This is a genomic window from Streptomyces chlorus (assembly GCF_042655885.1).
Classification (GTDB): domain Bacteria; phylum Actinomycetota; class Actinomycetes; order Streptomycetales; family Streptomycetaceae; genus Streptomyces; species Streptomyces chlorus.
On record NZ_JBHSOA010000012.1, the window covers coordinates 159,451 to 172,938 of the forward strand.

General features: G+C 69.6%; 9 protein-coding genes and 4 tRNA genes. 4 read left to right on the plus strand and 9 right to left on the minus strand.

What is annotated here, in order from left to right:
* Positions 1–16: 16 nt before the first annotated feature.
* A complete protein-coding gene (gene purM / locus ACFPZI_RS07530; RefSeq protein WP_381359908.1) occupies positions 17–1,099 on the plus strand; it encodes a phosphoribosylformylglycinamidine cyclo-ligase in 1,083 nt (360 codons plus the stop codon).
* 172 nt (positions 1,100–1,271) lie between these two features.
* Here purM and ACFPZI_RS07535 read toward each other — a convergent pair whose 3' ends face one another.
* Together ACFPZI_RS07535 and ACFPZI_RS07540 are read right to left on the minus strand one after the other, a co-directional pair.
* Entirely contained in the window at positions 1,272–1,526 is a 255-nt protein-coding gene (locus ACFPZI_RS07535; RefSeq protein WP_381359911.1) for a DUF3073 domain-containing protein, read from the minus strand.
* Positions 1,527–1,954: 428 nt separating this feature from the next.
* Entirely contained in the window at positions 1,955–3,043 is a 1,089-nt protein-coding gene (locus ACFPZI_RS07540) for a Leu/Phe/Val dehydrogenase (protein ID WP_381359914.1), read from the minus strand.
* 275 nt (positions 3,044–3,318) lie between these two features.
* Here ACFPZI_RS07540 and ACFPZI_RS07545 point away from each other — a divergent pair, with 275 nt between their 5' ends.
* Complete coding sequence (locus ACFPZI_RS07545) at positions 3,319–4,197, plus strand: DUF8083 family protein (RefSeq protein WP_381359917.1); 879 nt, start codon at positions 3,319–3,321, stop codon at positions 4,195–4,197.
* A gap of 608 nt (positions 4,198–4,805) precedes the next feature.
* A complete protein-coding gene (bldC, locus tag ACFPZI_RS07550; protein ID WP_003949541.1) occupies positions 4,806–5,012 on the plus strand; it encodes a developmental transcriptional regulator BldC in 207 nt (68 codons plus the stop codon).
* A 516-nt stretch (positions 5,013–5,528) separates the two neighbouring features.
* On the opposite strand, the gene ACFPZI_RS07555 is transcribed toward bldC, so the two are convergent.
* The 7 genes from ACFPZI_RS07555 to ACFPZI_RS07585 form a co-directional block, all read right to left on the minus strand.
* Positions 5,529–5,804, minus strand: coding sequence for a DUF6274 family protein (locus ACFPZI_RS07555; protein ID WP_381359920.1), 276 nt, complete (start codon positions 5,802–5,804; stop codon positions 5,529–5,531).
* A 614-nt stretch (positions 5,805–6,418) separates the two neighbouring features.
* Positions 6,419–6,493, minus strand: a tRNA-Asp gene (locus ACFPZI_RS07560).
* A gap of 94 nt (positions 6,494–6,587) precedes the next feature.
* Positions 6,588–10,673, minus strand: a complete 4,086-nt coding sequence (hrpA, locus tag ACFPZI_RS07565) for an ATP-dependent RNA helicase HrpA (RefSeq protein ID WP_381359923.1) — start codon at positions 10,671–10,673, stop codon at positions 6,588–6,590.
* Between the two features lie 141 nt (positions 10,674–10,814).
* Positions 10,815–10,888, minus strand: a tRNA-Phe gene (locus ACFPZI_RS07570).
* A 24-nt stretch (positions 10,889–10,912) separates the two neighbouring features.
* Positions 10,913–10,987 (minus strand) — tRNA-Asp (locus tag ACFPZI_RS07575).
* A 35-nt stretch (positions 10,988–11,022) separates the two neighbouring features.
* A tRNA-Glu gene (locus ACFPZI_RS07580) sits at positions 11,023–11,095 on the minus strand.
* An 80-nt stretch (positions 11,096–11,175) separates the two neighbouring features.
* Complete coding sequence (locus ACFPZI_RS07585; protein WP_381359926.1) at positions 11,176–12,861, minus strand: metallophosphoesterase; 1,686 nt, start codon at positions 12,859–12,861, stop codon at positions 11,176–11,178.
* A gap of 85 nt (positions 12,862–12,946) precedes the next feature.
* Between ACFPZI_RS07585 and ACFPZI_RS07590 the strand changes: the two genes are divergently transcribed.
* Positions 12,947–13,297, plus strand: coding sequence for a metallopeptidase family protein (locus tag ACFPZI_RS07590; protein WP_381359999.1), 351 nt, complete (start codon positions 12,947–12,949; stop codon positions 13,295–13,297).
* Positions 13,298–13,488: the final 191 nt, after the last annotated feature.

Genomic DNA, 13,488 nt, shown 5'->3' on the forward strand with positions numbered 1-13,488 from the left:
GAAGGCTCTCACAGTCATGTCTGAGAACACTGGCGCCGGCCCCGCGGCGGCGTCCTACAAGACCGCGGGCGTCGACATCGACGCAGGCGACCGAGCGGTCGAGCTGATGAAGGAATGGGTCAAAAAGACCCGGCGTCCCGAGGTCCTCGGCGGCCTCGGGGGCTTCGCCGGCCTCTTCGACGTCTCCGCGCTGAAGAACTACGAGCGCCCCCTGCTCGCCTCCGCCACGGACGGCGTCGGCACCAAGGTCGACATCGCCCGCCGGATGGGCGTCTACGACACCATCGGCCACGACCTGGTCGCCATGGTGATGGACGACATCGTGGTGTGCGGCGCGGAGCCGCTGTTCATGACCGACTACATCTGCGTCGGCAAGGTCCACCCCGAGCGGGTCGCCGCGATCGTCAAGGGCATCGCCGAGGGCTGTGTGCTGGCCGGCTGCGCTCTGGTCGGCGGTGAGACGGCCGAGCACCCGGGCCTGCTGGGCGAGGACGACTTCGACGTCGCCGGCGCCGGTACGGGCGTCGTGGAGGCCGACCGGCTGCTCGGCGCGGACCGTATCCGCGAGGGCGACACGGTCATCGCCATGGCCGCCTCCGGACTCCACTCGAACGGGTATTCGCTGGTCCGGCACGTCCTGCTGGACCGGGCCGGACTCGCCCTGGAGGGCCACATCGACGACCTGGGCCGCACTCTCGGCGAGGAACTCCTGGAGCCCACCCGGATCTACTCGCTGGACTGCCTGGCCCTGATCTCCACCACCGAGGTGCACGCCTTCAGCCACGTCACCGGCGGCGGCCTCGCGGCCAACCTGGCCCGTGTCGTCCCCGATGGGCTGCACGCGGTCGTGGACCGCTCCACCTGGACTCCGGGCCCGGTCTTCGACCTCGTCGGCCGGACCGGCTCGGTCGAGCGTCTGGAGCTGGAGAAGACCCTGAACATGGGCGTTGGCATGATCGCGATCGTGCCGGAGGAGTCCACGGACGTGGCGCTGACGACGCTGGCCGACCGAGGGCTGGACGCCTGGGTGGCCGGCGAGATCACCGGCCGCGGCGACCGGGCGACGGGAGCGGAACTGGTGGGTGACTACGCGGGCTGAGCGAGCCGGGTGAACCGGGTGCGCCGGGCGTCCTGACGCCGGGCACGCAGAGCATGCGAAACACACCGAGCATGCCGAGCACACCCGGTACGGTGCCGGACCGCGCGGGCGGGCAGCACAGAACCCGGTCGGTGACCGGAGTCACCGACCGGGCTGATGATTCAGTGCAAGGTCAAGCGCCACGACGCTGTGGCGGGGACTGGTCGTCCTCGTCATCGTCGTCTTCCTCATAGAGGTCGGCGTACCGTGCGTACAGATCGTCGTCCTGCTCATCGTCCTCCACAGGGTCACCATTGATATTCGGTGACGTGTTCGAAGGCGATGCACCCAGCTCCTCGGCCAGGCGTGCGAGGTCCGTCCCGCCGCTGTTGTACTTCAGCTGGCGGGCGACCTTCGTCTGCTTGGCCTTGGCCCGGCCGCGCCCCATGGCTCGACCCCCTCAACGACGGGGCTCGACGGCCCCAGAGTCTTGACACGCGTTCATGGTCCGGAACGGACTCTCCATGGAGAGTCCGGTCCGTAGGGCTCCCACGGTACCTGAGCCCACGCCCATCCGGTACGTCGCCCGCATGACGTGCCCCGTCCGGGACCCTCGGAGCACCCTGTTCTCCCTGGTCACGTGCGTTTTCAAGCACTTGTCGGGGGGCGACCCGCCGGGAGAAGTGAGAGTTCTCTCGAAGTGGCACTCCGCGGGTACCGGCCAGATGTGCGAACAGCGTGCGGGGGCGGACTCACCGGCCCGCCCCCGCATCCGTACCGCAGATGCCCCGTACGCGCCTTGTACGCGTCACGTACGTGCCCCGTACGCGCCCTGTACGTGTCACGTCCTTGTCCCGTACGGGAGCCGTACGGGGTTCAGCGCGACGCGCGCGCCTCCGCCATCCGCTGTTCGGCGATCCGGTCGGCCGCCGCGGCCGGCGGAATCCCGTCCGACTTCGCACGTGCGAATATGGCGAGCGTGGTGTCGAAGATCTTCGCCGCCTTCGCCCTGCACCGGTCGAAGTCGAAGCCGTGCAGTTCGTCGGCGACCTGGATGACCCCGCCGGCGTTCACCACGTAGTCCGGCGCGTAGAGGATCCCGCGGTCGGCGAGGTCCTTCTCGACGCCCGGGTGGGCGAGCTGGTTGTTGGCGGCGCCGCAGACCACCGCGGCGGTCAGCACCGGCACGCTGCCGTCGTTCAGCGCACCGCCCAGCGCGCACGGGGCGTACACGTCCAGGCCCTCGGTGCGGATCAGCGCCTCGGTGTCGGCGACGGCCGTGACGCCCTGCGGGTGCCGGTCCAGGACCCGCCGCACGGCGTCCTCGCGCACGTCGGTGATCACGACCTCGGCGCCCTCCTTGCGCAGGTGGTCCACCAGGTGGTGGCCGACCTTGCCGACGCCCGCCACGCCGATCCTGCGGTCGCGCAGCGAGGGGTCGCCCCACAGGTGCTGGGCCGAGGCCCGCATCCCCTGGTAGACGCCGAACGCGGTGAGTACGGACGAGTCGCCGGCGCCGCCGTTCTCGGGGGAGCGGCCGGTGGTCCAGCGGCACTCGCGGGCCACGACGTCCATGTCGGCGACATAGGTGCCGACATCGCAGGCGGTGACGTACCGGCCGCCCAGCGAGGCGACGAACCGGCCGTAGGCGAGCAGCAGCTCCTCGGTCTTGTCCCTCCCGGGGTCGCCGATGATCACTGCTTTGCCGCCGCCGTGGTCGAGACCGGCCATGGCGTTTTTGTACGACATCCCGCGCGCGAGGTTCAGCGCGTCGGCGACGGCCTCCTCCTCGGTCGCGTACGGGTAGAAGCGCGTGCCGCCGAGGGCGGGGCCCAGGGCGGTGGAGTGGAGGGCGATGATGGCCTTGAGGCCACTGGCACGGTCCTGGCAGAGCACGACTTGCTCGTGACCGCCCTGGTCCGAATGGAACAGGGTGTGCAGGACGCCGTCAGATACGTCGGTCACGGTGGTGACTCCTGAGTCAGTAGCGGCGGGTGGACACAGTTCCCGAAACTCCCCCGCGCTTGTGGCGGTGGGGGCGGTGGCGGAGGCTGTGAGCACGAGGTTAGAGCCTGCCGCCCGCGGGGGCGGCAACGTGTCCAGGATCACCTCCGCGCGGCTTCCCGTGCGGGAGCGCCGTGCGACGATTTGCCCGTATGTCCGTGCCATCCGTCCGCCACCCGGGCGTCCGTGGGCGGACCCGCAGGTTTTCGCGCCGGTGCGCGGGGGAGGGAGCAGGCGTGCCCAAGGTCTCCTCGGTGATCGTCCCCTACGCGGCCTACCTGCGCGTGTACGAACCACTGACCGCCTTCCCCGAGCCGGAGCGCGGTCACTGGGCCCGTTACGCCCGCCGCCTCGACCTCCCCTCCTACCAGGACGAACTCCGCCTGGCCCTGGCCGACGTCGTGCCGACCCCGCCGGTCCCGGTCCCGGTGCGGGAGAGCGACGACGCGTTCGTGCTGGAGGTCGACGGCGTGGTCTGCGTCTGCCCCTGGCGCACCCGGCTGCGCGGCTGGCAGGCCCTGGGGGAACTCGCCGAGGAATTTCCCCTGCCGGTCCTGGACGCGCTCCTGCCCCCGTTCGTGCGGCGCCAGGCCGCCGAGGACTACGAGCGCTGGCTGGCTGCTCACCCCGACGCCCGGCCGTGGATCCGCACCGCGACCTGGCAGGTGCCGATCAACTGGTTCGTGCTGGTCTCGGACGAGGAGCGCGAGTACGACAAGGGCTCCCGGGGCTCCCCCGGTTCCGTCGACTCCGCGAACTCCACCGGTGAGGCCCCCGTACTGCGGTACCGCACTCCCATGGTCGAGGCGCGACGGCGGGTGGCGCGCGGGCTGCGGGCGCTGAAGACCGCCATGGACGAGGGGCCGCTGATCGACGGCCTGGTGGACGTGGGGCGCTGGCTGGAGGAGTTTCATCCGCGGTCGCTGGTCGAACTGGACTACGGCGGGCTGGTGCACGCCCTGCCGGCCGGCGCGCTGGAGGACGACCACTCCGCGGCGGATGTGGCCGAGGGGATCACGGCGCTGCGCCGCGGCGACGGGGCGACCGCGGGGGAGGCCTACGGGCGGCTGGTGGAGCGCTGGCGCTCGGTCCGGGACCTGCGGTCGGCCAACTGACGCCCGGCCGCGACGGGTCGTGCCCGGCCAGTGCTCCGACGGGCTCGGTCGGACGTTCCGGCCGCGGTAACGAACTGGCGTTTGACCAAACGCCCTTCTTGGGGTTTTGTCGTCGCCCTGAGGTTTCGTCAACCTGGACCGAACAACGGACGTACATGCCGATCCGGGCGTATGTCCCAAGCGGGTCAAGGGTGACGGACCGCACGTACGCGGCCCTTGCGCCACTTGCCCCCCCTCGTGCCAAAATAGGACAAGGAGTCCGGGGAGGACTCCTCCGTCCTGCTGTGCTCGGCTATGGGCGGAATCCCGGCATTGCGTGCTTTGGGGGGTCCAGTGCCCCCTGATCGCGGCTGTGACTGATCGTCACAACCGCGTGACTGTCCGCTATGGCATGGTCCATCGGCTTCCGCGGCTGATGAGCACCTGGGAGGGCAATTCCATCGGTTTGGCCGACGCGGCTGGACGGATGGTGTAGTTGTAGTGCCGAGGACAAGCCGTTCGTCCTATAACCGACTCGACTCGCGTCCGCCATTTCGGGCAACGCGGGTCAAGGTGCAGAATTTAGAGGAAAGAACCGAGAAGGTTCGGTTCTCCCGAGGAGGCCGCTCATGACCGCTCGCACCCCTGATGCCGAGCCGCTGCTGACCCCGGCTGAGGTCGCCACCATGTTCCGCGTCGACCCGAAGACGGTCACGCGTTGGGCGAAGGCCGGCAAGCTCACGTCGATCCGCACGCTCGGCGGGCATCGCCGCTACCGCGAAGCCGAGGTTCGCGCCCTGCTCGCGGGCATTCCGCAGCAGCGCAGCGAGGCCTGAACAACTGAATAACCCGGACAAACCGGCCGGTCCCCCACTTGCCGAGGTGTTCGGACCTACAGCTCCACACGACGCGGGGACTGCCCCAACAGGCCCCTCACCCAAGCCGATCAGAGCTTTCCCGGCAGCTGAACCGGGTGCGTCGTCGATCGCGCTGGACTCCGCCGAGTCCAGCGCGATTTTTTTGTGCGGTGCGCTGCCGGTGGTGTGTCGGTGCGGTGTCCACGGGGTGGGCCCGTGCGGGGCCCGTGTGCGGGCTTGTCCGGCTTCGGGGGTGGCTCTGGGGGGAGCGCCTGTGCGGAGGTTTGTGCGGGCCTTTGGGGGTAGTGCAATTGCACATATTAAATTGACTTGTTGTAGGAGGTGGGTAAGTGCCGGACTTCCCGAAACTCGCGCGGTGACACCCATCACATACCGGTCGCCTTGTTGGGCCACCGGCATATGCGCTAGAGCGGCGGGCGTGGGGCCCGATGTGAAGCAACTCGGGTGCGGGGCGCAGGGACTGGGGCGGTGGGGCTAGGCGGTGGGGGCGCCCTCGCCTTCGACGCGCTCCGGGGGGCGCTCCGTGGACTCGGCCGGCCGTGTGGGCTCGGCGGGCTGTGTGGGCTCGGCGGGGCGCGGTGGCTGCTCCGGGCGCTCGGTGCGCTCGGCGGTGCGGGGTGGGGAGTCCATGGCCAGCCGCAACAGGCGATGGCAGACCGGACAGTGGCGGGTGAGATGCCCGAAGGACGAGGCAGCCGACAGGTGCGCGCGGAGCAATGCCTGCGTCTCGTGCCTGGCCGATGTCGGCATACGCCACCTCCCGTGGCCGCACCGTGGGCGGCCCTGCTACCTGAGGTACCCAGGGAATCCCGTCCCGTCAAGACATCCGGACCTCCGCCAGGAGGCCGCAGAGGCGCATGAAGCGGAGTGCGGGCCTCCCAAATCCCAGGAGCACCTGAAAGGCCATCAGTCGGCCGGTGAGGGGCGTTGAGTGGCGGGCACCGGCGGTGGGGGAGGGTGGGGGTGCGGGGAGGGGAGGCGCAGGACGTATGAGACGGGTTCCACGGCGAGGGTGGGCCGGAGATGCGAAAGACGCGGACGCGGCCTCCACCTCGACAGGGCTGAGGGGGTGGGCCCGGAGACGCGAGAAGGGCCCCACCTGACGGTGGGGCCCTTCGAATGTGCGGTCCTGACGGGATTTGCTGTGTCTGATTGCGGCTGCGCCGCGGGCGCGGTCTCCCTCTGGGGGTGGTGTGGGGGGATGCGAAAGGGCCCCGTCGTGGTGACGGGGCCCTTCGAATGTGCGGTCCTGACGGGATTTGCTGTGTCTGATTGCGGCTGCGCCGCGGGCGCGGTCTCCCTCTGGGGGGGGTGTGGGGGGATGCGAAAGGGCCCCGTCGTGGTGACGAGGCCCTTCGAATGTGCGGTCCTGACGGGATTTGAACCCGCGGCCTCCACCTTGACAGGGTGGCGAGCACTCCAAACTGCTCCACAGGACCAGGTTTCGCAGTGCGATTGCTGTCTTGCGCTGCGAGAAGAGACTGTACAGGAGCCGCGGCCCGCTGGTCGAACTCACCCCGTGTCGCCTCTTCGTCACGGAACGGCGGCGTCGATCGCCTTGACGATCCGCTTGTCCGAGACCGGGTACGCGGTACCCAGCGCGTGGGCGAAATAGCTGACCCGGAGCTCCTCGATCATCCAGCGGATATCCAGCACCTGCTGCGGCACTGGACGCCCCTGGGGCAGCTGTTCCAGCAGCCAGGCGTACTCGTCCCGCATCTCGTGGACCTTCTCCATGCGGGTCGTGTCCCGCTGGACGTTCGCCGGCATCTGCTGGAGGCGACGGTCCACGGCCACCAGGTACCGCATCAGGTCCGGCAGCCGGCGCAGCCCCGTCGCCGTCACGAAGCCCGGCTTCACCAGGGCGTCCAGCTGCCCGCGTACGTCCTGGAGGTTGGCCAGCAGCGCGGGGCTGCGGACGCTCTTCAGCCGTCGCTCGCACGCCTGCCAGGCGGCCAGCACCTGCTGCACCTGGCCCACCGCGCGGACGGTCGTGTCGACGATCTCGGCGCGTACCTTGTCGTACAGCTTGCGGTACGACTCCTCGTCCCATACCGGCCCGCCGAAGTCCGCGATCAGCCGGTCCGCCGCCGCCATCGCGCAGTCGTCGAACAGCGCCTGCACGGAACCGTGCGGATTCGCCGACAGGGCGAGCTTCTGAGCGTTCGCCAACTTCTCGGATGCGAACTTCGCAGGGTTCACCGGAATATTGCGCAGGATGAGACGACGCGTGCCCTTCCACATCGCCGGCTGCTGCTCCGCCTCCGTGTCGAAGAGGCGTACGGAGACCGTGTCGCCGTCGTCGACCAGCGCGGGGAACGCCTTCACCGGCTGGCCGGCCCGCCGTGTCTCGAAGACACGGGTCAGCGCGCCGACGGTCCAGTCGGTCAGGCCCGTCCGCTCCAGCGACTCACCGCCCTCGCGCTCGGCCGTGGCGGCCGCCGCCTGGGAGAGCGCCTGGCGGGCCTTCGGCTTCAGCCGGAGCCGGAGCGCCTCCAGGTCCTTGTCCTCGGCGATCTTCCGGCGCCGCTCGTCGACGATCCGGAAGGTGACCTTCAAGTGGTCGGGGACCTTGGACCAGTCGAAGTCGTCCGCGTCGAACGGCACCCCGACCATCCGCTTCAGCTCGCGGGCCATCGTCGTGGTCAGCGGCTCCTGAAGGGACTGTGTTCGATTGCGCCCCTCCGGGGACGACGTCCGCTCCAGGAACGCCTTCGCGTAGTTCGGCGCCGGCACGTAGTGGCGGCGGATCGGCTTGGGGAGGGAACGGATCAGCTCCGTGACGACCTCCTCCCGCAGACCCGGGATCTGCCAGTCGAAGCCCTCGTCCGTGACCTGATTCAGCACCTGGAGCGGCACATGGACCGTCACCCCGTCCGCGTCCGCACCCGGCTCGAACTGGTACGTCACCCGGAACGTGAGGGCACCCTGCCGCCAGGAGTCCGGATAGTCGGCCTTGGTGACGGCCTGGGCCGACTCGCGGATGAGCATCTCGCGCTCGAAGTCGAGGAAGTCCGGCTGCTCGTGCCGTTTGTGCTTCCACCACGAGTCGAAGTGCGCCCCCGACACGACATGTTCGGGCACCCGCTGGTCGTAGAAGTCGAACAGGGTCTCGTCGTCGACCAGGATGTTCCGGCGCCGCGCCCGGTGCTCCAGCTCCTCGACCTCGGTGAGCAGCTTGCGGTTGTCCGCGAAGAACTTGTGGTGCGTGCGCCAGTCGCCCTCGACCAGCGCGTTGCGGATGAACAGCTCGCGCGACACCTCGGCGTCGATCCGGCCGTAGTTCACCTTCCGCTGGGCGACGATCGGTACGCCGTACAGCGTGACCTTCTCGTACGCCATCACCGCGGCCTGGTCCTTCTCCCAGTGCGGCTCGCTGTACGTGCGCTTCAGCAGGTGCTCGGCGAGCGGCTCGACCCACTCCGGCTCGACCTTCGCGTTGACCCGTGCCCACAGCCGGGACGTCTCGACGAGCTCCGCCGACATCACGAACCGCGGCGGCTTCTTGAACAGCGCCGAACCCGGGAAGATCGCGAACTTGGCGTTGCGCGCGCCCACGTACTCGTTGCGCCCGCCGGTGTCCTTGCGACCGCTCCCGTCCTTGCGGCCGGTCTGCCCGGAGTCCTTCGACTCCTTCACGTCCTTCATCCCGATGTGGGAGAGCAGGCCCGCGAGGAGGGAGATGTGGACGCGGTCCCCGGGAGCGTCCTCCTCGTTGAGGTGGATGCCCATCTGCTTGGCGACCGTGCGCAGCTGCGTGTAGATGTCCTGCCACTCACGGATCCGCAGGAAGTTCAGGTACTCCTGCTTGCACATGCGGCGGAAGGACGACGAGCCGCGCTCCTTCTGCTGCTCCCGCACATAGCGCCACAGGTTGAGGTAGGCGAGGAAATCGCTGGTCTCGTCCCGGAACCGGGCATGCTGCTGGTCCGCCTGGGTCTGCTTGTCGGCCGGCCGCTCGCGCGGGTCCTGGATGGACAGCGCCGCCGCGATCACCATGACCTCGCGGACACAGCCGTTGCGGTCCGCCTCCAGCACCATGCGCGCCAGCCGCGGGTCGACCGGCAGCTGGGCCAGCTTCCGCCCGGTCTCCGTCAGCCGCTTGCGGGGGTCCTTCTGCGCCGGATCGAGGGCGTTGAGTTCCTGGAGCAGCTGCACACCGTCGCGGATGTTCCGGTGGTCCGGCGGGTCGATGAACGGGAACTTCTCGATCTCGCCGAGGCCCGCCGCCGTCATCTGCAGGATGACCGACGCCAGGTTGGTACGGAGGATCTCCGCGTCCGTGAACTCCGGGCGGGTGTCGAAGTCGTCCTCGCTGTACAGCCGGATGCAGATACCGTCCGACGTACGCCCGCAGCGGCCCTTGCGCTGGTTGGCGCTGGCCTGCGACACCGCCTCGATCGGCAGCCGCTGCACCTTGGTCCGGTGGCTGTAGCGGGAGATCCGGGCGAACCCGGGGTCGATGACGTACTTGATGCCCGGCACCGTCAGCGACGTCTCCGCGACGTTGGTCGCCAGAACGATCCTGCGGCCGCTGTGCTGCTGGAAGACACGGTGCTGTTCGGCGTGCGAGAGCCGCGCGTAGAGCGGCAGCACCTCGGTGCTGTGCCCCTCAGCGCCCCCGGCGCGGGGGTACGTCTTCTTCGTCAGCGCGTCCGCCGTGTCCCGGATCTCCCGCTCGCCGGACAGGAAGACCAGGATGTCGCCGGGCCCCTCGGCCATCAATTCCTCGACCGCGTCCGTGATCGCGGTGATCTGATCGCGGTCGACGTCCTCCGAGTCCTCCTCGAGCAGCGGCCGGTAGCGCACCTCGACGGGGTATGTACGACCGCTGACCTCGACGATCGGAGCATCGCCGAAGTGGCGGGAGAACCGCTCCGGGTCGATGGTCGCCGAGGTGATGACGACCTTCAGGTCCGGGCGTCTGGGCAGCAGCTGAGCGAGATAGCCCAACAGGAAGTCGATGTTCAGCGACCGCTCGTGGGCCTCGTCGATGATGATCGTGTCGTAGGCGCGCAGCTCACGGTCCGTCTGGATCTCGGCGAGCAGAATGCCATCGGTCATCAGCTTGACGAAGGTGGACTCCGGGCTCACCTGGTCGGTGAACCGCACCTTCCAGCCGACGGCCTCCCCGAGTGGGGTGTCCAGCTCCTCCGCGACCCGCTCCGCGACCGTGCGGGCGGCGATCCGGCGAGGTTGCGTGTGCCCGATCATCCCGCGGACGCCCCGGCCCAGCTCCATACAGATCTTCGGGATCTGCGTGGTCTTGCCGGAACCCGTCTCACCCGCGACGATCACTACCTGGTGATCGCGGATGGCCTCGGCGATCACGTCCTTCTTCTGGCTGACCGGCAGCTGCTCCGGATACGTGACCGCCGGTACCCGCGCCCGCCGCCGGGCCATCCGCTCCTCGGCCTGGGCGACCTCCGCCTCGATCTCGCCGAGTACGGCGGCCTTGGCCTCCGGCTTATGTATCTTGCGCGCGCCCTCGAGCCTGCGCCCGAGTCGCTGCGTGTCGCGCAGCGAGAGCTCGGTCAGGCGAGAGGCGAGAGCGCCGAAGGAGGGGGCGCCGAAGGAAGGGGCGCCGGAGGAAGGGGCGGAGGCAGGGTGCGTGGACATACGGGAACCAGGATCTCATCCTCGAGAATTGTGTGGCGAACGGTTTTGGCCCGCCGGCCCGGACCTCACCGCACCTCGAGCCGCCAGGACCGGTGAGTGCACGAGAACACCCCCTCCGAAATCCGGAGGGGGTGTGTGTTGTGGCTGGGGCCGGGGTCGAACCGGCGACCTATCGCTTTTCAGGCGATCGCTCGTACCAACTGAGCTACCCAGCCACGAGGTTTCACGTGAAACCTCAGCGGTCCTGACGGGATTTGAACCCGCGGCCTCCACCTTGACAGGGTGGCGAGCACTCCAAACTGCTCCACAGGACCAAGCTCCGTACGACAGTGTCGCACAGGGTGGTGCGTGCCCCCAACGGGATTCGAACCCGTGCTACCGCCTTGAAAGGGCGGCGTCCTAGGCCGCTAGACGATGAGGGCTATCGGCCCGCCTGGGCGCTTCTCAGCGCGTCGGGGACGTCCGAAGCATATGTGATGCCGGGAGGGATCGCCAAAACGGTTTACGGGGTGGTCGTCGAAGGGGTGGGGGAGGGGAGCCGGGTGGGTGGCGGGGACGAGGGAGGGGAGGGGGTTCCGGCGGGGGAATCGGCGGGCGGTCCCGTGGGTGACGCCGACGGGGAACCGGAGGGAGCACCGGACGGGGACGCGCCTGGTTGGTTCTCCTTGGGGAGGTGCCGGCTGACCTCTGCCGTGGTCAGACCCAGGCCGCCCAGCCTGATCGCGTCCCAGGCCTGGAGGCGGCGGGTGTCGCGGTCGAAGTAGAGGATCGAGGTCTCGATCGGGTCGGGGTGTTCGCCCTCGATCGCGCGCAGGCCGCTGCCGCCGGTGGAGCCTTCGATGCGGAGCCGGGTGCCGTACTTCATGACCTGGGTCTTCTGGCGGTGGACGTGCCCGGCCAGGACGAGGGGTACCGTGCCGTCCACCTCGCGGGCCGCCGCCGGTTCATGGGCGATGGCCACGTCGACCGGGGTGCCGGCGGCACGCTGGTCCCGCAGGGCGGAGGCGAGACGGGCGCCCGCGAGTTCCTGGGACTGCTCGGCGCCGGGTTTCGTGGAGCGGTCCGGGGTGAACTGCGGGTCGCCGATGCCGGCGAAGCGCAGGCCCGCGATGGTTCTGGCCCGACCGTCGTCCAGGACGTGGACGTTCTTGAGGCCTTCGAGATGGCGCTGGGTGACGAGCGAGTCGTGGTTGCCGCGGACCCAGACGTAGGGGGCGCCGAGGTCCTTGATGGGGTCGAGGAAGCCGTTCTCGGCGGCGGTGCCGTGGTCCATGGTGTCGCCGGAGTCGACGATGACGTCCACCTGGTACTGCTCGACGAGCGAGGCGATGATCGCCCAGCTCGCGGGGTTGAGGTGGATGTCGGAGACGTGCAGGACCCGGAGGGTCGTCGGGTCGGGCTGGTAGGCGGGGAGCGTGGAGGTGGCGTCGTAGAGCTTCGTCACGTTGGTGACCAGGCGGGCCAGTTCCTTCTGGTAGACGTCGAACTCCGTGACGATGCTGCGGGCGTTGCCGACCAGGGAGGGCGCCGAGGAGAGCAGCCCGGAGAACCTTGGTTCGAGGACGGAGTCCGGGTTCCAGGTGGCGTACGCGGTGCCGCCGGACGCGGCCAGAAGGGTGAGGGCGAGGCCGCCCGCGGCCAGGGCCCTGCGGGGGCGCCGGTAGACGGCGAGGCCCAGGGCGGTGGCGCCGGTGACGACGGCGACGACGGAGCGCACGGCGAGGTCGGCGGTGCCGCGGGCGATGTCCTGGGTGACTTCGTCCTGGAGCCCGGAGAAGCGCTCGGGATGGTCGACGAGGGCCTGGGAGCGGGCGGGGTCGAGCTGGTCGACATTGACGTCGAGGCGGACGGGGGCTTGGTGGCTGTCGAGTTCGAGGGCGCCCAGGGGGGACACGTTGATCTTCGTGCCACCCGTGAGGGACGGGCGCAGGGTCATGGTCGTGTCCATGGGGCCGACAGGGACGCGCACATTGCCCACGATCAGCAGGCCGAGCCAGGCGCCCAGCAGGACGACGGCGAGGAGCCCGGCGACGCGCTTCCAGGGGTGGGGCGGCCGGGCGGCGAGTGTGGTGGTGACGGCCGTCGCCGGGGCGGCGGGGCGGCGGGAGCGGTGACGGCGGGTGAGGGCTCGCGGGACCCTTCGGATGCGGTGTCGGAGGTTCCTGACTGCGGCGGGGACGCGTGCCATTGATCCCGTATGCCCATGCGGCGCGCCGGATATGCGGGGCGCCCGGCGGGACTCGTACGGATGGCTCATGGCCGACAATGGATCTGTGCTGGAGATGACGCGTGGGGAGTTCGAGGAACTGGTCGCCGAGGCGCTCGACCGGATCCCGCCGGAGCTGACGCGGCTGATGGACAACGTCGCGGTGTTCGTCGAGGACGAGCCGCCGACGGACGATCCCGAGCTGCTGGGGCTGTACGAGGGGACTCCGCTGACCGAGCGGGGCGAGTGGTACGCGGGGGTGCTGCCGGACCGGATCACCATCTACCGGGGGCCGACCCTGCGGATGTGCGAGTCCCGGGAGGATGTCGTCGCCGAGTCGGAGATCACCGTGGTGCACGAGATCGCGCACCACTTCGGGATCGACGACGCCCGGCTGCACGCACTCGGCTACGGATAGGTCACCGGCGTGTCACTGGTGTGCTGACGGCGTGTCCTCCTGCGGGCGGTGGGAGTTGGACAGTCCGACCCAGCATTCCGACCGGAGGTGGCCTCGTGCGCCCCTTGTACGTACCTGTCCGCCTGGCTGCCACCGTCCTGGCCGTCGTCGCTGCCGCCGGCTGTATGAGTGTCGGTGGGGGTGGGGGCGGG